This is a genomic window from Lactivibrio alcoholicus (assembly GCF_055390895.1).
In genome coordinates this window covers 445,846-465,133 of sequence record NZ_AP042471.1, presented here as the reverse complement: position 1 = coordinate 465,133, position 19,288 = coordinate 445,846, and the positions used below count along the sequence as shown (strand labels likewise).

18 protein-coding genes are annotated in these 19,288 nt (G+C 61.2%); 17 read left to right on the top strand and 1 reads right to left on the bottom strand.

Features of this window, described 5'->3' with window-relative positions; all coding sequences use genetic code 11:
• The first annotated feature begins 43 nt into the window (after positions 1 to 43).
• From ACZ5IU_RS02330 to ACZ5IU_RS02300, 7 genes are all read left to right on the top strand, one after another.
• Positions 44 to 1,840: a peptidoglycan DD-metalloendopeptidase family protein gene (locus ACZ5IU_RS02330; protein WP_464420125.1), complete on the top strand. Its 1,797-nt coding sequence runs from the start codon at positions 44 to 46 to the stop codon at positions 1,838 to 1,840.
• A gap of 138 nt (positions 1,841 to 1,978) precedes the next feature.
• Positions 1,979 to 3,586: a CTP synthase gene (locus ACZ5IU_RS02325; protein ID WP_464420123.1), complete on the top strand. Its 1,608-nt coding sequence runs from the start codon at positions 1,979 to 1,981 to the stop codon at positions 3,584 to 3,586.
• Positions 3,587 to 3,621: 35 nt separating this feature from the next.
• Positions 3,622 to 4,710: a hypothetical protein gene (locus ACZ5IU_RS02320; RefSeq protein WP_464420121.1), complete on the top strand. Its 1,089-nt coding sequence runs from the start codon at positions 3,622 to 3,624 to the stop codon at positions 4,708 to 4,710.
• A 30-nt stretch (positions 4,711 to 4,740) separates the two neighbouring features.
• On the top strand, positions 4,741 to 5,166 hold the full coding sequence (locus tag ACZ5IU_RS02315) for a hypothetical protein (protein WP_464420119.1): 426 nt from the start codon (positions 4,741 to 4,743) through the stop codon (positions 5,164 to 5,166).
• Positions 5,167 to 5,209: 43 nt separating this feature from the next.
• Positions 5,210 to 6,448 carry a hypothetical protein gene (locus tag ACZ5IU_RS02310; RefSeq protein WP_464420117.1) on the top strand — a complete coding sequence of 413 codons (1,239 nt, stop codon included), beginning with the start codon at positions 5,210 to 5,212 and terminating at the stop codon, positions 6,446 to 6,448.
• Positions 6,435 to 7,043, top strand: a complete 609-nt coding sequence (locus tag ACZ5IU_RS02305; protein ID WP_464420115.1) for a hypothetical protein — start codon at positions 6,435 to 6,437, stop codon at positions 7,041 to 7,043. The genes ACZ5IU_RS02310 and ACZ5IU_RS02305 overlap by 14 nt, the downstream gene beginning before the upstream one ends.
• On the top strand, positions 7,013 to 8,782 hold the full coding sequence (locus ACZ5IU_RS02300) for an LPS-assembly protein LptD (protein WP_464420113.1): 1,770 nt from the start codon (positions 7,013 to 7,015) through the stop codon (positions 8,780 to 8,782). The genes ACZ5IU_RS02305 and ACZ5IU_RS02300 overlap by 31 nt, the downstream gene beginning before the upstream one ends.
• 45 nt (positions 8,783 to 8,827) lie before the next feature.
• Here ACZ5IU_RS02300 and greA read toward each other — a convergent pair whose 3' ends face one another.
• Positions 8,828 to 9,319 (bottom strand): transcription elongation factor GreA, encoded by a 492-nt coding sequence (gene greA, locus ACZ5IU_RS02295; RefSeq protein WP_464420111.1) that lies wholly within the window; start codon positions 9,317 to 9,319, stop codon positions 8,828 to 8,830.
• Between the two features lie 199 nt (positions 9,320 to 9,518).
• On the opposite strand from greA, the gene ACZ5IU_RS02290 reads away from it, so the two are divergent.
• The 10 genes from ACZ5IU_RS02290 to ACZ5IU_RS02245 are packed head-to-tail and all read left to right on the top strand — an operon-like array spanning position 9,519 to position 19,283.
• Entirely contained in the window at positions 9,519 to 11,279 is a 1,761-nt protein-coding gene (locus ACZ5IU_RS02290) for a ribonuclease J (RefSeq protein WP_464420109.1), read from the top strand.
• Positions 11,276 to 12,064 carry an undecaprenyl-diphosphate phosphatase gene (locus ACZ5IU_RS02285; RefSeq protein ID WP_464420107.1) on the top strand — a complete coding sequence of 263 codons (789 nt, stop codon included), beginning with the start codon at positions 11,276 to 11,278 and terminating at the stop codon, positions 12,062 to 12,064. Before ACZ5IU_RS02290 ends, ACZ5IU_RS02285 begins: the two co-directional genes overlap by 4 nt.
• 5 nt (positions 12,065 to 12,069) lie before the next feature.
• Positions 12,070 to 12,309, top strand: a complete 240-nt coding sequence (locus ACZ5IU_RS02280; protein ID WP_464420105.1) for a DUF4321 domain-containing protein — start codon at positions 12,070 to 12,072, stop codon at positions 12,307 to 12,309.
• Complete coding sequence (locus ACZ5IU_RS02275; protein WP_464420103.1) at positions 12,294 to 12,893, top strand: Maf family protein; 600 nt, start codon at positions 12,294 to 12,296, stop codon at positions 12,891 to 12,893. The genes ACZ5IU_RS02280 and ACZ5IU_RS02275 overlap by 16 nt, the downstream gene beginning before the upstream one ends.
• Positions 12,890 to 14,866, top strand: a complete 1,977-nt coding sequence (locus tag ACZ5IU_RS02270; protein ID WP_464420101.1) for a DUF5693 family protein — start codon at positions 12,890 to 12,892, stop codon at positions 14,864 to 14,866. Before ACZ5IU_RS02275 ends, ACZ5IU_RS02270 begins: the two co-directional genes overlap by 4 nt.
• Complete coding sequence (gene csaB / locus ACZ5IU_RS02265) at positions 14,863 to 15,864, top strand: polysaccharide pyruvyl transferase CsaB (protein WP_464420099.1); 1,002 nt, start codon at positions 14,863 to 14,865, stop codon at positions 15,862 to 15,864. The genes ACZ5IU_RS02270 and csaB overlap by 4 nt, the downstream gene beginning before the upstream one ends.
• Positions 15,861 to 16,742 (top strand): transketolase, encoded by an 882-nt coding sequence (locus tag ACZ5IU_RS02260; protein ID WP_464420097.1) that lies wholly within the window; start codon positions 15,861 to 15,863, stop codon positions 16,740 to 16,742. Before csaB ends, ACZ5IU_RS02260 begins: the two co-directional genes overlap by 4 nt.
• The gene (locus ACZ5IU_RS02255; protein WP_464420095.1) at positions 16,739 to 17,704 is read left to right on the top strand and encodes a transketolase family protein; all 966 of its coding nucleotides are present in this window, start codon (positions 16,739 to 16,741) and stop codon (positions 17,702 to 17,704) included. Before ACZ5IU_RS02260 ends, ACZ5IU_RS02255 begins: the two co-directional genes overlap by 4 nt.
• 12 nt (positions 17,705 to 17,716) lie before the next feature.
• Positions 17,717 to 18,412, top strand: a complete 696-nt coding sequence (locus tag ACZ5IU_RS02250; protein WP_464420093.1) for a cell division ATP-binding protein FtsE — start codon at positions 17,717 to 17,719, stop codon at positions 18,410 to 18,412.
• Positions 18,399 to 19,283, top strand: coding sequence for a cell division protein FtsX (locus ACZ5IU_RS02245; protein WP_464420091.1), 885 nt, complete (start codon positions 18,399 to 18,401; stop codon positions 19,281 to 19,283). The genes ACZ5IU_RS02250 and ACZ5IU_RS02245 overlap by 14 nt, the downstream gene beginning before the upstream one ends.
• Positions 19,284 to 19,288 lie beyond the last annotated feature (5 nt).

The following is a 19,288-nucleotide window of genomic DNA, read 5'->3' as shown; positions in this document are numbered from 1 at the left end:
GTGTTTTACGGCGCCTCACGAAAGGATCAAAGGAGGGAGATGCGTGAAGAAGAAATCGTCGAAGAAAGTCCCCGGAGCCTTTCGGGGAAAGGGACGATTCGGTTTTATCACGGTTGTTTTTCTTATGCTGGGTGCAGCGGTTCTTCTGACCGTCAGCGCGGGAAACAGGCACGCGATGGTCGCGTGGGGAAGCCTTCCCCATGAGAAACCCTCGGGGGAACCCGAGGCACAGGATCCCCGCTTTATCGTCGTCGATGTATCGGATGCGAAGGTTGAAGAGGATGCTGAACCGGATGTTCCCAGATCCGCGGCCACAGCCTCCGGAGGACGGAACGGTGCGCCCGTGGCGGGACGGGAGAGCGTTTCCGGCGTTCTGCCACCTGTTTCCGCATCTCTCCTCGCGGGACGGGGAATCGAAAAGGCCCTCAGGTCTGTGCCCCCGGTCGCGCCGGCCGTCCCCTCTCCGGTTCCGGAGAAGACGCCGCTTGTCGTGATGCTCCCGAAAGAGACGCGCGTTCCGGCCGTTCCCGCGGCCGCGCGGACGATGGGGGTACCGCTCCGTGAAGGCGCGAAAACGTCCGTCTCCTCGCTTCCGTCTTCCGTCCCGGAAGCCGATGTTCCGTCGTATCTCGGAATATCGAACGCCTCTTCGTTCGTCTCGCACGATGTCTCGAAACACGCGGACGGAGAGAAGCCCGACGTGACGCCGTTCTCGGAGAAGACAATTCCGGATTACGACGTCATCGAACTGAAGGCCGACGACACCGTGACGAAGCTTCCGGAACTCGACGAACTGGAAGACGCGTCCGACGACAAGGGGGGCGACGAGATCGTCCTCCACCCGGTCCGGCCGGACTGGACCGAACACACCGTCAGGAGCGGCGAGACTCTTTCCGATATTGCGCTGAAATATGGAGTCCGAACCGATTCTGTCGTTCGTGCCAACGAACTCAAGAGTCCTGACCGACTTGCGGACAAGCAGCTTCTCCTCGTTCCGAATTCCGACGACGGAGTGGAAGCGACGCTCGAGGAGGTCAGAACGCGAAAGGCGCGGATCGCCGAGAAGCTGGATCAGGCGAAGCCGTTGCACGTCACGACGTACGTCGTGGGAGCCGGGGACAGCCTCTGGTCCATCGCGAACCGTTTCAATGTCGAAATCGATACGATCTTCGGTTCGAATCCGCTCAGGAATCCCGATGTTCTCAAACCGGGCATGGCACTGAGGGTCCCGAACCAGGACGGTATTTTCGTTACGATCAGAAAGGGCGAAACGGTCGACCAACTCGCGAAAAAATACAAGATTTCCGCGGCGAAAATTCGATCCGTCAACGCGGGAGCGGATCTCGCAATTCTCGTTCCGGGCAGGGAACTCTTCCTTCCGGGAGCGGCGCCCGAAGCGACGACGTCGGCCGATGACGATTCGAAGCCGGTCGTGAAGGCCGAGAAAAACGTTTCGCGGGGGTTCCGCTGGCCCCTTATCGGAAAGATCAACAGCCCCTTCGGCTGGCGTCGGCACCCGATTTCCCGAAGGCGTCAGTTCCATACGGGAATGGACATCAAAGGGCCGCGGGGGCGCGCGATCCATGCGGCGAAAGCCGGCAGAGTCGTCTACGTCGGCTGGATGAGCGGATACGGCCGGACGGTCGTCGTCAATCACGGGAACGGATATTCCTCGTTCTACGCGCACTGTCAGACACTCAACGTTCGTCAGGGACAGGCGGTCACTCCGAACAGCGTCATCGCGTCCGTCGGATCGAGCGGACGGGCGACTGGAACCCACCTCCATTTCGAGGTGCGATTGAACAACAGGCCGATCAATCCGCGGAAGTTGCTGCGCTAGGCAATTTGCTGCATGACATTCTAGGTTGAATTGGGGTACACTGGACCACGGAGATGTTCCGGCCTTCACGACACCGTGCGGGAGGAGAATCTCCATGGTCCTTATTCTTTTTCCCGTGTGGGGATGGAGGGCCTCTGGATGGCAAAGTTCGTGTTCGTTACGGGCGGTGTGGTTTCTTCCCTCGGAAAGGGCATTACGGCCGCTTCGCTGGGAGTGCTTCTGAAAAAGCGCGGGTTGCGCGTTTCGATCATCAAACTCGATCCCTACATCAACGTCGATGCAGGGACGATGAATCCCTTCCAGCACGGAGAGGTTTTCGTCACGAACGATGGAGCCGAGACCGATCTCGATCTCGGACATTACGAACGCTTCATCGACGAGTCGCTTTCATCCGACAACAACGTCACGACGGGCAAGATCTACTCTTCGGTCATTTCCAAGGAGCGGAGAGGCATCTACCTCGGCGGTACCGTCCAGGTCATTCCCCACATCACGAACGAAATCCAGGAGCGTATCCTGCGAACCGCGGACAAGATGGACGTCGTGATCGCCGAGATCGGCGGCACCGTCGGAGACATCGAGGGACAGCCGTTTCTCGAGGCTATCCGTCAGATGGCGACCCGTGTCGGTCGCGAGAATGTCCTCTACTGCCACGTGACGCTCGTCCCTTACCTGGAGGCGGCGAAGGAACTCAAGACGAAACCGACGCAGCACAGCGTCCAGGAACTCAGGAGGATCGGCATCCTTCCCGACATCATCGTCTGCAGATCGCATTACGAGGTCTGCGATGAAATGCGCGACAAGATCGCGCTGTTCTGCAACGTTCCGAAGGAAGCCGTCATCCAGGCGCTCGACGAGCCGACGATCTACAGCGTTCCGCTGAGTCTCCACGCGCAGAAGCTCGATACTCTCGTGCTGAAGCGCCTCGGACTGGAAGCCGTGACGGAACCCGATCTGTCCGACTGGGAGCGGGTTGTTGACCGGTACTGTCATCCGTCCGGGGAAATCGAAATCGCTCTCGTCGGCAAGTATGTCAACCACAAGGACGCGTATCTGAGCGTCGTCGAGGCGCTGTACCACGCCGGTGTCCGGCACGACGTCCGGGTTTCGATCCGTTCCGTCGAAGCGGAGGAAATCGAGGAGAAAGGGGCGGATACGGTCCTTTCCGGAGTTTCGGGGATCGTCGTTCCGGGCGGATTCGGAGCTCGCGGATTCGAAGGCAAGGTTCTCGCGGCGCGGTATGCCAGGGAGCAGCGGATCCCGTATTTCGGCCTCTGTCTCGGTATGCAGGTTGCGGTCGTCGAGTTCGCCCGGAACGTGTGTTCGCTCACGGGAGCCCACAGCTCGGAGATCGATCCCGGAGCCGTAAATCCGATCATTCACCTCATGGAAGAACAACGTTCAGTTTCTGACATGGGTGGGACGATGCGTCTCGGCGTCTATCCGTGCGACCTCGTTCCGAATACCCTGGCGGCGCTCTCCTACGGGGCATCCCGCGTCGAGGAGCGGCACCGCCACCGCTTCGAGTTCAACAACGGGTACCGGAAGCGGCTCGAAGCAGCCGGGATGGTCGTGTCCGGCGTGTATTCCGCAAAGAATCTCGTCGAGATCATCGAACTTCCCGAGCATCCGTGGTTCGTCGGAGTGCAGTTCCATCCCGAGTTCCGTTCCCGTCCCGTGAAACCGCATCCGCTTTTCGTGGGGTTCGTCGGTGCGGCTGCGGACAGGACCCGGGGAGAAGAATGATATCCATGACTGAAAAGGAAAGGGGAGGTGGAAGAATGAACCGCAGAGTTCGATTTTTAGCAGGATTTCTGCTGCCGTGCCGCTGCAGACTCATTTCTCTGGCGCTTCTTGTCCTCGTTTACGTTTTAGGTGCCGGAGCCATCGCGGGAGCGGCGGAAGGACCGTCCACGTTCCAGATTCTGGCGCGGGCCGAGAAGATCGTCTATGGGGACGTCAAGGGCGGCGGGTTGATCGATCGCCTGAACGGAATCGAGAAGGATCTCTTCGGAAGGGGACTCCCCGGGAGTATCTCCGACCGACAGACGGCGCTTGTCTCGTTTCTCGAGAAGGGCAACGCCGAGCAGCCGGCGCTTCTTTTCAAGCTCGGCGTCGCCGAGTGGGCGCTTTCGCAGCGCATACGGGCAGGGGACGCCGTTGCGCAGCGGATAGACGCGCTCGAAATGCAGCTCGAGGGAGCGTCGATGCAGGACAAGCCCATGTCGATGCGTCTTGAACGGATTCTCTCGCTGCTGCTTTCAGAAGCGGTCCAGTGGAAGGACGTCGAGGTCCCGGCTGCCCTTGTCCTGAGATCGGAGCTCGCCCGGACGCTCTCGCCGTCGACGTCGAAGGTCGGCGACGAGGTCCTTCTGACGCTCCGGCAGGATGTCGTCGTTGATTCCCACCTTGTCGCGGGGCGAGGATCCCGCATCGTCGGCAAGGTGACGGAAGTCTCGAAGCCCCGAAGTTTCGGCAGGGCCGCCGAGGTGAAGGTCGTCATGGAGAAACTCCTGCCTCTGGGCCCCGAGGAGATCCCGGTCACGATCGGAGATGCCGCGAAAAAAGCCTCGCAGGCCGAGTCCGCGCAGATCGCGGCGGCCGGTACGAGCTTCCTCGGGGCGATCCTTCTCGGTCCTCTCGGCCTCGCCGGCGGATTCCTCGTCCGCGGAGACGCGAAAGAGATCCCGGAAGGAACTCCGATTTACGTCCAGACGGTCGATACGGCACGCGCTTCCGGGTATCCGATCCCGGCCGGACTCGCGAGCGTCGTCCGGGATCGCGACGAAAATGCCCCGTTATCGGCGGACGCCGAGCCGACGCCCGTCGAACGCGAAACGAAAGGTCCCGAACGGGACGGATCGAAATGATTTCGTAGCAGGAAAGCGAGGAACGCGAATATGCTCTGGAAAAAACGCGTCGCGACGACACTGTGCATTCTGGGTCTGTTTGCGGGAACGGCGTTCGCCTTCGACCTCGGCGACCTTATCGGCGTCGTTGGGGGCGGTTTTCTCGTCGAAAAGGTATCCGGACCGCTCGACGATTTCATCAACACGATTACGCTGAATAAGGGTGCCAAGGTCCAGGGAAAGACCAAGGTCGTTCCGATCGTGTCGCTGGGCTCCGGAACGCGTATCGGAGCCGCGCAGGTTGCGGGGCCGAAGGGAACCGTGGACCAGTGTCAGGCAGTCGCGCAGATCGAAGTGACCTTCATGGGCCGGATGCGGGTGAAGATTCTCGTTCCGATCGACTCCCTCAATCCGCTGCAGCGGTTCCGTCGCGTCCAGGGCGTGGGCGTCTCGGCCGTCATCGACTATAAGCTCTGATGCCGGAATGCCTGAAAAAGGCGATATCCCGAGGCATTTTCGCATGATTCCGACCCTTTTCCGGAGGGGAGGAGCGTGCTGCCTCTTCTTTCTCCTTGCGACGCTTCCGCCGATGTGCGCGTGCGCCGATACCTCCCCCGTCGAGGAGGCGACGTCGATCCTCGAACGGTGGACCACCTTTCACTGGGGACGGGACTGCATCGTGTGGGTGGTGCACTATCCGGAAGAACTCGTGACCCCGTGGGTCGAGGCTGAGGCGTCGCGATCCGGGATGTCGCAGGAGGAAAAAGACAATTATCGGCGATCGTTCGTCAAAGAACTCCGTATCGCGGAAACCGAGCCGTTTCTGCTGACGGTCTATGCGTTCGGGCCAAAACCCCTCGCGCTCGCTCCGCTTTCGTCCTCCGTGCTTCTGTCGCTTCCCGACGGAAGGTCGGTTGCTCCGGTCTCCTACGAGAAAAAGTTCGACGAACCTCTTTCGGGAGTAGTCCAGGGACTCGTCTTCTTTCCCAAGCAGCCGGACAAACGCTTCGTCGTGACGGTCAGGGGGCTTGGAATCCGCCGGGAACAGGAGTTCGCCTTCGGCGTCTCTGCCGTTCAAACCGAAGGCCCCGGAATCGTTCCGGAAGAAGGTCCGGGGCCGAAGGATACCGAGCCTTCCATTGCGGCGAAGTCGCCTGGAAAGGGAAAGGGGACTGTGACGGGAGGGAACCGCGAAGGAATCGTCGTTTCGCTGCCCCCCGCCCCGAAATCGGAGAAGAAAGCCCCGGTCGTGCCGGAGCGCCCTGAACGTCCGTTGCCTCCCGTGCCTCCGACGCCTCCGCTTCCCGAACCGTCAGCGACGCCGGTTCCGGCCCTGGTCGGGTCCGATGATGTCGCATTGGCGGCGTTCCGGCCTGACTCGAAAAAGCTCGCTTCGGGAGATGTCGCACCGCAGGATCCCTCTTCGCCGGAAACGCGAAAGAAGGATACGAAGAACGTCTATCGGTCGAAGGAAAAGGCGCTCGAGGCGTTTCTCTCCGAATGGATCGCGGGCGACGCCGGGAAAATGCATTCTCTTCTTTCCGAACCGTCGGCGAAGACGGTGTCCGTTCAGGCATTGAAACGCGACACGATCGACACGCCGATGCGGTGGGCGCTCAAGGACGGGTACAAGATCAAATGGCTCGACGGGAACAGGGCCAAGGTGATTGCGTCGCAGAAGTTCATCCTGATGAGAACTCTCGTGAGCCGCGTCGTGACATTGGCGCAGGAAGGGCACAGCTGGAGTGTTGTCTGGTAGAATCACCAGATGGGGAATAGCCGCGGCCGTCGCCGCCGCTGCGGGGCTGTATATCCATGGCCTCGTCCACGATTTGTCGCTCCAGACCACCATGGTGCGGAAGGGCCTTGCGCACATTCCCGCGATGGTGGTCGAGAATATCGGGGTCGACAGGGAGTTCGCGGGTGTCCTCTGGAAGGGATCGATCGCGAGGGCGGAACGCGGGGAGTCGGGCGTGACGCTTACATCCATCGATATGACCGGCGAATGGCCCGAAGGACGGCGGATACGTTTTTCCGCCCCGGAGGCGGGGTACGAGGAAGCGCGGGAGCGCGCCGTCATCGAGCGCATCAGTGGTGTTATCTGGTATGCCGCCGTATCGGGCGATACGGCTTCCGGAGATTCGGCCGCAGGCGAGCCGGAGGTCCGCTTCGAGGCGAAACGGGCTCTGTGGACAAACGGATCGAGGGAAATCGTGTTTCCCGAGGGACTTCTGGTTTTCTCTCCCGGTGGGACACTGCGCGGGCAAACCGCGAGGGCGTCGATTGACGGAGAGTTCCGGATCGAGGGAGGAGCCGTATTGACGTGGAACGACGAAGAATGCATATTTCGCTGAAGGAGACCGGATGCTGGAACGAATCGGGGCGTCCGGACCGGCGTCGGTTCCGGTTCCTTCTTTTTGCTATATGTCTCCATGTTGTTGTTTTATTTTCGGCGATGTCCGTGAGTGCCGACGGATTCCCTGAACAGGGAACCGAAGTCACTCTCGACGCGGAGAAAGTTACGTTCGACGAGGCGGGAGGGACCGCGAGCGCCGAAGGAGGAGTTCTCCTCCGGTACGGCGCCATACGCATCAACGCCGAGCATGTCGATGTCGATGCGACGACGAACGTCGTCACCGCGAAGTCGCTCCCAGGGAAAAAGGTCATCATCGTCTCGCAGGGGCGGACGCTCGAGGGTGACCAGCTTCGCTACAACCTCCGGACGCGAGAGGGGGTTCTCACGAACGCGACGGCGTATTCTCCCGCCGGAGAGGGTGCGGTGTTCATCCGCGGCGAGAATGTCGAGGTGGCTCCGCCCGAAATAGCCATCCAGAAGGGGTGGGTTTCGAGAGAGGCGGCCGCATCGGCGATCAAGGACGGTCAGCCCGTCGGGAAATGGGAAAGGGCTTCGTTTTCGACGTGTCCTCTGGACCATCCGCACTACAGGCTCGTCACGCGCAGGGTCACCATAGTTCCGGGAAAGAAGGTCATCGCGAAGAATCCGCGGATCTACATCGGGGATCTCCTTCTTTTTTCGTACCCGTTCGACTATATCGTCCGCCTCGACCGGAGGGAACGGGCGCTCGAAACGACATTCATGCCGCTCGTCGAACGAACGTCAGACAAGGGGCTCGGTCTCGGCATCTCGGGGCCGATCGCCTGGGATACGGGCAAGGTGACGATCGACGCCGTGTATTGGGAGAAGATCGACGCGGAATGGAAGGTCGCCCTCGAACAGAATGTCGGCGATACGCTGACGTTGTTCGCGTCGACCTCCTACACCTGGGAGGAGACGACGGGGGAGAAGACGTACCGTCCGACGTGGGGGATCTATACGCGTTCCGGAGAATGGACGGCGAAGCTCATGTGGTCGCAGCGGGAGGCCGTCGAGGTCGAAAAGGGTGTCGGCATCACGTACAAGAGCGTTCTCTGGAGGGATCCCGAATTTTCGGTGACGGGACCATGGTGGCGGGATTCGGCGCTCGATTATTCGTGGTGGCGCCTTCGGGCTACTGCCGGCCGCTACGAGGAGATTTCGGGCGGAACGACCGTCCGCGCCGACAGGAAGGGTGCCGGAGTGGAGCTGTACGGGGAGTCCGAGGGAGCCGTTCGCGCCTTCTGGAGCGGATCCTACTGGTATTACCGGTACGACGATCCGGATTCGACGCAGAAGATCGGCGAGGCGACGCTTGGGGTCCGCTATGGGCGCGGATCGGTGAAGTTCGGAACGGCCTATGTCCGCAGATGGGTGAGCGGAGAGTCTCCGATGAACTGGGATTCGTACGAAGAGCGCGAAGAAATCCACCAGCTTGTCGGGGTGTCGATTTCTCCCGCGTGGTCTTTTTCGGTTCGCGGCGGGTATGACCTCGAGAATTCAACTATGGGGGAACTGGTGTACCGTCTGACCTATAACAACGACTGTTGCATGCAGTGGGAGTTCGTCTATCGCGACGACCGGAAGGGCGACGACGACTGGATGGGGCTCAAGCTCACGGTGCTCGCGTTTCCGGAAAAACCGGTCTCGTTCGGGAGCAAGAATCTGAACGACCCGTTCGACCCGCCGAAGGACGCGCCCAAAAGAGACGACGAATAAAGGCGCGTCCCTCCGACAGATCGGAAAAACAGCCGAAGCAACCGGCTACATGACGGTGATGTCGCGAACCCGGAGGTACCGGACGCCGCGGGGGACTTTCACCTGGACTTCATCCCCGACAGTCCTGTTGATGAGCGCCTGACCGACGGGGCTCTGGACGGAAATCTTCTTGTTCCTCGGGTCGGCTTCCTCGGATCCGACAAGCGTGTAGACAAAGATCTCCCTGTTCGTGGCGTCTTCGATCGTGACGGTTGTTCCGACGGTTACCCTGCTGGCGTCGATGTTCGTCGTATCGAGGATCTTCGCTTTGCTGAGCTGCGATTCAAGCCAGAGAATCCGGCTTTCGAGCTTTGCCTGTTCGTCCTTCGCGGCGGCGTATTCCGCGTTTTCACTGACGTCGCCGAACGAACGCGCCTCCTCAAGCTGGCGGGAAATCTCCGATCGTCCGTTGCTTCGCAGTTCGATCAGCTCCGCCGTGAGCCTGTCGTATCCTGTTTTCGTCATTACAGTGTCGTTTTCGATTCCTGTTCGTGCCACGATGCCGCCTCCCTGCTCTGGGCTGTCCGCATTGTGATATGGAATTCTAACAGACATTCTTTTCCCAGGCAACAACCGATCTGGCGCGCCGTCGGATATGGAGTTCCGATCTGTCGCGGCGTTTTTGTCGATGTGCGGGCGTCGTTGTATAATCACGGTTCGGGGCGGAAGAACGTTTCGTCCGAAGGATGGTGTGTACGTGCGTAATTCAGACGGTTCGAAGGAAAAAAGTTCGGGATCCCACAGGAAAAACGCTCAGGAGTCCCTTCGGTTCATCTCTCTCGGCGGGTTGGGAGAAATCGGCAAAAATATGTACCTCATCGAGTACGGAGACGAGATCCTCGTGATCGACTCCGGATTGAAGTTCCCCGACGAGGAGATGCTCGGAATCGACTTCGTCATCCCGGATATCTCCTATCTCGCCGAGAACAAGTCGCGGATCGTCGGGGCGATCATCACCCACGGCCACGAGGACCATACGGGGGCGCTCGCGTTCGTGCTTCCGAAGCTCGATATCCCGATATACGCGACGAAACTGACGCTCGCGATGATCGAACACAAGCTCAGGGAGGCCGCTCCGTCCTATGTCGTGAAGGCGAACGAGGTCCGGGCGGGCGATTCGATCACGCTCGGGAACTTCTTCATCAGGTTCATGGCTGTCTGTCACTCGATTCCCGACGGAGTCGGGATCGCCGTGAAGACGCCGCTCGGAACCGTCGTCCATACCGGAGATTTCAAGCTCGACCCGACTCCGATCGACGGACGCCTCACGGATTACGGGATGTTCGCGGACATTGGACGCGAGGGGGTTCTTCTCATGCTCTCCGACTCCACGAATGTCGAGCGCAAGGGGTTCACGCCATCGGAGAGAGTCTTGGGGGGGACGCTCGAGCGGATCTTCAGGCTTCACAGGAACCGACGGATCGTCATCGCGACGTTCGCGAGCAATCTCCACCGGGTCCAGCAGGTCGCCGACGTCGCGTCCCGGTTCAACCGGAAGATCGCGTTCATCGGCAGAAGCATGACCGGAAACGTCGAATTGGCGCAGGAGCTCGAGTATCTCGATATCGACCCGAAGATGATCGTTCCCATGGAGGAGATCGAACGGACCGCGCCGAATCAGCTCGTTGTCATGACGACGGGGAGTCAGGGTGAGCCGTTCTCGGGGCTCGTGCTCATGAGCAAGGGGGAGCACAGGCAGATCTCGCTCGGGGAACGGGATCTCGTGGCGCTGTTCGCGACGCCGATCCCGGGAAACGAGAAACTGGTCAGCAGCACGATCAATCGGCTCTTTGCCCGTGGATGCGAAGTGATGTACGAGAGCGACAAGGAGGTTCACGTTTCGGGCCACGCCTCCCGAGAGGAGCTCAAACTCATGCTCAACCTCGTCCGCCCGAAGTATTTCGTTCCGATTCACGGGGAGTATCGCCATCTCGTGCGACACGCACAGCTCGCGGAAGAGGTCGGCGTCCCCGCGCGCAACACGTTCGTGATGCATATCGGCGATGTTCTGACCATCACGGAGAAAAAGGCGCAGGTCAGGGACCGGGTCCAGGCAGGCGGGATCCTCGTCGATGGCATCGCGTTCGGAGAACTCGAGGGCAGTATCCTGAAGGAGCGCCGAGAACTTGCGGAAGACGGCGTCATCGCCCTCTCCGCGACGCTCGACGAAAGCGGGGCGCTCGTGGCCGATCCCGTCGTGGAAAGCCGCGGTTTCCTGCATATGGAGGATGCGGAGACGCTGCGGTCGGAGATCGTTGCCGCCGTCCGTCAGGGCGTCGCCGAAATGCGGGCGCTCGGTGGGCTTCAGAGTGACGCCCTGAGCCAGAAGGTGAAGATGAAGGTTCGCGACGTCATTCGCAGGTACAGTCGTTCGCGTCCCGTGATCATGGCCATGGTTTCGTCTCCGCGCGACGAAGGTTCCGAACCCGTCTTCATCAGGGGGAGGCGGCGGAGATGACCGGATCGTTGCTCCTCGGACTTCTGCAGGGGGTGACCGAATTCCTTCCGGTCAGCAGCTCGGGGCACCTCGCGCTTCTCCAGATGTTCCTCGGGTACGGCGAGGCTCCGCTCGCGTTCGATGTCGTCCTGCACGTCGCGACGATGCTCGCCACGATCGTGTACTTCCGGAGGGATATTCTCGTCCTTTCGCGTGAGTTCTGCTCAGGCTTCGCGAAGAGTTCGGGACGTGCGACGCCTGGGTGGAGGATCGGATGGGCGGTCGTTGCCGGAACGGTCGTAACCGCGATAGTCGGCCTTCCCCTGAAGCCGCTCGTGGAACGCGCGCTCTCCTCTCCGACTCTGGTCGGAGCCGGCTTGTGCGTAACGGCGACTCTCCTTTTTCTCTCCGGAGCGTCGCGGGACGGAACGTCCCGGATGACGCTCCGCTGCGGTCTGATTGTCGGGCTCGCCCAGGGGATCGCGGTCCTTCCGGGCATATCCCGTTCCGGAGCCACTCTGGCGGCGGGACTGCGAAGCGGGCTCGACAGGGACGAATCGTTTCGTTTTTCCTTTCTGCTCTCGCTTCCCGCGATCGCCGGAGCCGTTGTTCTCGAGTTCAGGCATGGCCTGTCTTCGGCAGGCTTGCCCGAAGGCTGGTACTGGGGGGCGCTCGTCGCGTTCCTGTCAGGGTACGCAGCCCTCGGTCTCCTGAGACGTTTCGTCACGGGCGGCAGGCTGCGGGTCTTCTCGATCTACTGCGCGTGTCTCGGCGCACTGGCGCTCGGCGCCTCGCTTGCGGGGTGACGACGATGCCTTCGTCGCATTCGCGGTGGTGGTATGTCATCGTTTCGATCCTCGTCGGAACGCTGCTCGGCCTTTATCTCCAGCGATTCCAGACGACGGCTCCGTTCATGCGCGACATCCTCTCTGTCGGGTTCAACCTTCAGGATGTCGACCTCGGAGTCGTCACGTTCGGAGTGAAGTTCGGTTTCCGATGCAACCTCGGAACGATCGTCGGCGGAGTGGTCGGCCTGTGGCTTTCCCGGTGAGGGTGATCCTCGCCTCGGGCAGTCCGCGGCGCAGGGAGCTTCTCGAATCTCTCGGGTGGACCTTCTCTGTTCGGGTTCCCGACGTTCCGGAGGCCCCCCTTCCCGGTGAGTCGCCGGAATCCCTCTGTGAGCGCCTCGCCGTCGCCAAGGGGACCGTGGTTGCGGAGGAGAACCCGGAAGCGCTTGTCATCGCGGCGGATACGGTCGTCGACATCGACGGAACGGTTCTCGGGAAGCCGGCGGATCCCGGGGATTCGTACAGGATGATTTCGCTTCTGAACGGGAGGACGCACCGGGTCCATTCGGGGATCGCGGTGTTCCTGAAGGGGCGAGTCGCGAGCGATGTCGTTACGTCCGAGGTTACGTTCCGGCGTCTCTGTGACGGGGATCTCAGGGCATACGCCGGAAGCGGAGAGGGAAGGGACAAGGCCGGGGCGTATGCGATCCAGGGGCTGGGATCCCTTCTCGTCGAATCGATACGCGGATGCTACTTCAACATCGTCGGACTTCCGCTGTCCCGGATCGGTCGTCTTCTGGAAGGATTCGGAATTCCGGTGAGAGATCAATGGAGGGTTCACGCATGAAACGGATCATTCGTTCCCTGAGACCGCACCTGTCCATCGGAGGCTCCGGGGTTCTCATGGCGCTCGCGTTTCTCTTTTCGCTGATCGCGCTGTGGCCGCGGTGGAGATCGGAAGTCAGATACCGCGATGTCGCGATCATTGCGGATTATGTGGATATCGCGGGACTGTCTTCGATGAGCGGGATTTCGAAGGGAGATGTCCTCGATCTTCTCCTGAAGAACGGCGTCTCGGGCCTCATGGTATCGGAAAAGACGGGACAGGAGTTGTCCGGCGGAGCGATGCCCGTCGTATTCGCTCCGTCGTTCGCGCTCCCCCCGGATATCAGGAAGCCCCTGAAACCCGCGTCGGCCCCGAGGGCGGAGAACGGCCCGGCCGTCTTCGTCGACCGGAAAAAAAGCTATGCGTCGCGGGCGATGGCGTTCCTCTCGACGCGCTTCCATGGGACGCTCGTTTCCGAACTCGCGGGCGGCATGATCGGAATGCTTCCCCGAAGCTGGGACCAGCTCCTGATGTCGGGAGTCCTTCCCGATTTCGAGGGGCTCGAGTTTGCAAGTGAACGGAACGTTCCCGTCCTGTACCGGATCTGTCCGGCTCCGCCTTCCGACGCGGCAGGGGTCGTCGAGTCGTTGTCGGGCGTCCTTCGCGATTATCCGGTGATCCGGTGCGTTTCGCCGACGGGCGAAATCGCCGTCGGGTATCCTGACTTCAAATCGCTCGGCGAACTGATCGCGAAGACCAAGAGGACGCTCGCCGTGGTCGAATTCTCGCGACAGGTCGGAGCTCCGCAGCTTTCGTGGCAGGCCTACCCGAATCTGCTTCCGCTGCACAGCGTGACGAACGAGGAGATTCTCTCGCGGAATATCGGGAGGCGGGTTCTCGAGGAACGTATGGTGCGCGCCGTCAAGGAGCGCTCCGTCCGCCTTCTGGTCGTCCGTCCTTCCGCGATGAACTATTCGTCGTCCGTGCTCGAAACGTTCGCCCGTGAGGTCAAAAGTCTTTCGGACTCTCTCTCCGATCGCTCGGTCCGCGTCCTCGGCCGGAACGGGTGGCCGGAACCGATACGCCCGTGGAGAAACGGGATCGTCGCATCCCTCGCGTGCTCCTTCGCGTTCGCCGCGGTGTCCGTCAGGCTCCTGACGCGGTGGAAGGGGAATCCCGTCGCCCCGGGATCGCTCGTTTCGCGGACCGTTTCCGTCATCGCAGGCGGACTCGCCGTCGTCATCGCACTCCTTTCGTGGAAGATCGCGATCGTCGCGCGGCTTCTCGGCGCGCTGACGGCCGGGCTCGTCGCGACCGAGGCTTCTCTGGTCGCGCTCGACGGGTGGGAACGTCCGGTGGCCGGATCGTTCAGGGGATTTTTGTTCGCGATCGTCGGTGGCCTCGCCATCGCGGCGCTCTTCAGCGAACCGACATACATGCTCCGTCTCAGAAGCTTCTCGGGCGTCAAACTGACGCTCATGCTTCCGCTCCTCGTCGTGATTCTCCACGACTTCAGGAATCGCATTCACCCCGAATCGCTCGGGACGCTCATCGGACGTCCTCCCGTCTGGGGGGAGCTCATGCTCCTCGGAGTTCTCCTGCTCGGCGCGGCGCTCATGCTCTTCCGGAGCGACAATGTCCAGTTCGTTCCGGACTTCGAGGTTCGCGTCCGCGATATGCTCGAGAGGTTTCTCGTCGCGCGTCCGAGAAACAAGGAACTGTTCGTTGGATATCCGGCTCTCTTCCTTCTCAGCCTGTGCATGAAGGAACGGCTCTGGCAACGGTATCGCGAAATTCTCAGGCTCGCGGTGACGCTCGCGTTTTCCTCGGTCGTGAACAGCTTCTGCCACTTCCATACGCCTCTTGCCTTCATCCTGTTCAGGGAGTTCAACGGATGGTGGTCGGGCGTCCTGGCGGGAACCGCTCTTCTCTTCCTCTTCAGACTCGTCATCATCCCTCTCTGGGGGCGGGTCAGAGGTGCGATCGTGGGGTGAAACGCCGGTTCGACGTCGCTCTTTTGGGATATTACGGATTCGGAAACCTCGGAGACGAGTTGCTGCTCGAGGCGTTTCTCGGCCTGCTGCTCGACGCGGGTGTTTCGCGGGAACGCGTTCTCGTCTTCTCATCGAATCCGGCAAGGACAGGAGCGACGTTTTCCGTTCCTGCAGCGGACAGGTGGGCTCCGGGATCGCTCTGGTCGAATCTTCGCCTCTCCTCGACGCTGCTCTTCGGGGGAGGAGGGCTCTTCCAGGATGCGACGAGCCTTCGTTCCGTCATCTACTATTCGGGCGCCGCATTCGCCTCCCGCGCAGCCCGTTGCGTTCCGTGGGCCTTCGGACAGTCTCTCGGCCCGTTCCGGACGGAGACGGGGAACTTTCTCTCGCGCCGCGCCGTCCGGAGTATGGCGTTTTGCGGCGTTCGCGACACGGACTCTCTCGATGTCATCGATCGCTGGGGCGTGCCCGGGGTTCTGTCGCCCGACGCGGTGTTTTCGCTGATGCCGTCCGGCGACGTCCGCGCGAAGGCCGACGGGTATCTTCTCGTCAATCTTCGTCCGTGGCCCGGAGATCTGAATCGCCGCGCCGCCGCCGCGGTCGCCCGTTGCGCCCGCGAAAGCGGAATTCCCGTCGTCGGTGTGGCGATGTCGCCCGCCGACGAGAGTCTTCTGCAGTCGATGGATGGCGGGGGAATCCTGAAGTTCGGGGAAATCCGCAGACCTTCAGGAACGGTGGAAATGAAGAGCCTCTGGAGGAATGCCCGTGCCGCGGTCGGCATGAGACTGCACTTCTGCATCCTGTCCGCGATGTTCGGCATTCCGTGCACGGCGATTCCCTACGATCCGAAGGTGAGGGCTTTCGCGCGCTTTGCCGGAATGCCGTGTTTTCCGCAAGAACCGGTTTCCCTTTCAGCCGGAACGATGCCCGAAACCCTCCGAACCCTTGGGGACACGGTTCGTTCCGCATTCCTGAATGCCTGGAGGAATCTGTCGTGAGTACACTCCCCGAATGCGCCCGTGAACGACTGAATCTCGAACGGAGAGCCGTCGACGTCCGCAAGGACGTCGTGCGAATGATCGGCGTCGCGCGTTCGGGGCACCTGGTTTCGTCCCTCTCGATCGTCGACATCATGACCTGGCTCTACTGGAACGTGCTTCGGGTTTCGCCCGAAGAGGTTTCCTCCCCGTCGCGCGACAGATTCGTCCTGAGCAAGGGACACGGGTGCCCTGCCCTTTATGCGACGCTCGCGAACAGGGGATTTTTCAGGCGGGAGGAGTTGTGGAGCTATCGTCGTCTGGGAGCGATGCTCCAGGGACATCCCGCGTCGACGCGGACGCCGGGCGTCGACGCGTCTTCCGGCTCGCTCGGAATGGGGCTCGGAATCGCCGTCGGCATGGCGCTCGCCGGGCGTCTGGGCAAAGCTCCGTATCGTGTCGTCTGCCTCGCCGGAGACGGAGAAATGCAGGAGGGGGCCATGTGGGAGGCGGCGATGGCCGCGCATCACTTTTCCCTTTCGAAGATCCTTCTCATAATCGACAGAAACGGGGTTCAGATGGAGGGGGAGACGGAGGAAATCATGGGGCTGGAACCGCTGGACGCGAAACTGGAATCTTTCGGCTGGAGCGTCGCCCACGCCGACGGACACGACTTCGCGAGTCTCGGACGGGCTCTCGCGCAGACCGACGCCTCGGGGCTTCCGGGCGCCGTCATCGCGAGAACCGTTCCGGGGCACGGCGTTTCGTTTCTGGAGAACGGCTCGTTGCGCGGGAAAGACGCGCTGAACCGCCAGCGCGTCGAAATGGCGCTCCGGGAACTGGAAACGGTCGAACGGACCATCGAAGTGTCTCTTTCCGGAGAGGAAGCGATCTCATGACGACCGAGCGAATCAGCACGAGAGACGCCTACGGGACCGCTCTGCTTCAACTGGGAGAACGAGTCGAATCGCTTGTCGCGGTCGATGCCGACGCGGCCTCCTCGACGAGGGCGTCCGTCTTCGCGTCGCGATTTCCCGAACGATATCTCAACCTCGGAATATCGGAGCAGAACATGGTGCTCGTCGCGGCGGGGCTCGCGCTGTGCGAACGAACCGTCTTCGCCGCTTCGTTTGCGTCGTTTCTCGTCGGAAGGGCCTACGAACAGATCAGGGACGCGATCGCGATTCCGTCGCTCCCCGTCCGGCTCGTCGGGACGCATGGCGGGGTTACGGTAGGAGAGGACGGGGCGACGCACCAGATGCTCGAAGACATTGCGCTGATGCGCCTGTTGCCCGGAATGGCCGTTCTCTGTCCTTCGGATCATCCGTCGGCAGTGGCCCAGATATGCGCCGCGAACGCGTGGAAGGGACCTGCCTACGTCAGGCTCGGGCGCATGCCTCTTCCGCTCGTCTACGATCCTTCCGACACGGATTTCCATATCGGCGGCGCCCGGATCCTGCGCGAAGGGGACGGAGTGACGATCTGTGCCTGCGGCATCCTGATCCGCGAAGCGCTGGAAGCTGCTACAATACTTTCGCAGCAGAACATCAACGCGGAAGTGATCGACTGCTATTCAATCTCTCCGCTGCCGTCGGAAATCATCCTGAGTTCCGTGCACAGGACGGGATGTTGCGTCGTGGCGGAGGAGCACTTCCTGAAGGGGGGGCTCTGTGAAGCCGTGTCGCATCTTTTGTGCGAGCACTACCCGGTTCCGGTTTCGTCTGTTGCGGTCAGGGATTTTTTCGGACAGAGCGGAACCCCCGAGGAACTCCAGGAATATTACGGGCTGACCTCGGAACGGATCGTGAGCGCCGCCTTTCAGGCGTGGACGCTGAGGCGGCGCAGTCCCGGCGCCTTTTGACGGAGACCGGAAGTGGAAATCCGCCTCGCCGGGATCACGAAGGTATTCTCTCCTGAAATCGTCGCTCTCGAGGATATCTTCCTGACGGTCGAAAAAGGAGAGTTCGTTTACCTCATCGGAACGACCGGATCGGGGAAGACGACGCTGCTCAGGCTTATCACGCGCGAAATCGTCCCGACGCGGGGACAAATTTCCGTAGGCAACCGGAATCTCAGAAAGATCCGTTCCTCCGAACTTCCATATTACCGGAGAAACCTCGGCGTCGTTTTTCAGGACTTCAAACTCCTGAATGACCTGACGGTATTCGAGAATGTCGCCTTCGTCCTCGAGGCGATGGGGGTTCCCCCGAGGATTGTCCAGACGCGCGTCAACGAAGTGATCGACCTCGTCGGTCTCTGGCGCAGACGCTTTCTCAAGCCGATGCAACTCTCGGGCGGCGAACGGCAGCGGGTGGCGATCGCCCGCGCGATGGCGAACTCCCCATCGATCTTTCTTGCGGACGAACCTACGGGAAACCTCGACCTTCACACGTCCGAAGAAATCATCCGGCTGCTTCTGTCGATCAACGCCGCCGGAACGACCGTCGTCGTAGCCACGCACGATCAGTATCTCGTGGACGCGTATCGACAGCGTGTCGTCGAACTTCACGACGGGCGTCTGAAGCGGGACGAGAAGAGAGGCCGGTACGTGATCGATGGGGAGCTTTAGGTACATCTTCAGGGATACGCTCAGGCTGATTACACGACATTGGGGTCTCAGCATCCTGACGCTGCTGACGACGGTCACGGTCCTCTTTCTGCTCGGCCTGTCGTCGCTGTTTGCGCTGAACCTCCGGCACATGGTCAGCCGCGTCGAGGGAGAACTCGTCGTCCAGGCGTATCTCAAGGGTGGAAGCGACGCGACGGCGCTCGCGAAACGCATCCGTTCGGTATCGTACGTTCGCGATGTTCGCGTGATCTCGCCCGAGGAAGCGCTCGACCGACTCCGCGCGAAGCTCGGCAACCAGGCCCGAGCCGTGACGCTTCTCGGGGAGAATCCACTCCCGTGGGGACTCGAGATTCAGGTGGAGAAGGCTTCGTTCGTTTCAATGCTCGTTCGGGATCTGGTCGCATTGCCCTCGGTCGAGGAAGTCGTCTATTCGGGCCAGCTTGCCGACAAGCTTTCGCGGATCTCGGTCCTCGCGACGCGCGTATCCGCGGTGATCATGCTCCTGGGAGCCGTCATCAGCTCCCTTGTGATCTTCAACACGATCCGCATCGCGCTCTATTCGAGAAGCGAAGAGATCCGGGTCATGCTTCTCGTGGGAGCGACACGGACGTATATCGCATTCCCGTTCGTGTTGCAGGGATTGTTTCTTGGTACAATAGGTGCCGCTGTTGCGAACGGTGTCCTTGCGGCGGGATACGCCTATGCGGTCAACGTCCTGAAATTGACGCTTCCCTTTGTTGTCCTGCTCAGGAATACGCCTTTCCTGATAAAGTTCCACCTCATTCTCCTCGGGACCGGCATGACGCTCGGATGGATGTGCAGCTGGTTCGCCGTGAGCCGGTTCATCAGCGGGGCGAACCGCCCCGAATGAGGAGC

Excerpts from the sequence above, each read along its gene's own strand:
- ACZ5IU_RS02315 (WP_464420119.1), top strand. The coding sequence starts at position 4,741 with ATGCTCTGGAAAAAACGCGTCGCGACGACACTGTGCATTCTGGGTCTG.
- ACZ5IU_RS02245 (WP_464420091.1), top strand. The coding sequence starts at position 18,399 with ATGGGGAGCTTTAGGTACATCTTCAGGGATACGCTCAGGCTGATTACA.
- ACZ5IU_RS02320 (WP_464420121.1), top strand. The coding sequence starts at position 3,622 with ATGAACCGCAGAGTTCGATTTTTAGCAGGATTTCTGCTGCCGTGCCGC.
- ACZ5IU_RS02285 (WP_464420107.1), top strand. The coding sequence starts at position 11,276 with ATGACCGGATCGTTGCTCCTCGGACTTCTGCAGGGGGTGACCGAATTC.
- ACZ5IU_RS02310 (WP_464420117.1), top strand. The coding sequence starts at position 5,210 with ATGATTCCGACCCTTTTCCGGAGGGGAGGAGCGTGCTGCCTCTTCTTT.
- ACZ5IU_RS02325 (WP_464420123.1), top strand. The coding sequence starts at position 1,979 with ATGGCAAAGTTCGTGTTCGTTACGGGCGGTGTGGTTTCTTCCCTCGGA.
- ACZ5IU_RS02270 (WP_464420101.1), top strand. The coding sequence starts at position 12,890 with ATGAAACGGATCATTCGTTCCCTGAGACCGCACCTGTCCATCGGAGGC.
- ACZ5IU_RS02255 (WP_464420095.1), top strand. The coding sequence starts at position 16,739 with ATGACGACCGAGCGAATCAGCACGAGAGACGCCTACGGGACCGCTCTG.
- ACZ5IU_RS02280 (WP_464420105.1), top strand. The coding sequence starts at position 12,070 with ATGCCTTCGTCGCATTCGCGGTGGTGGTATGTCATCGTTTCGATCCTC.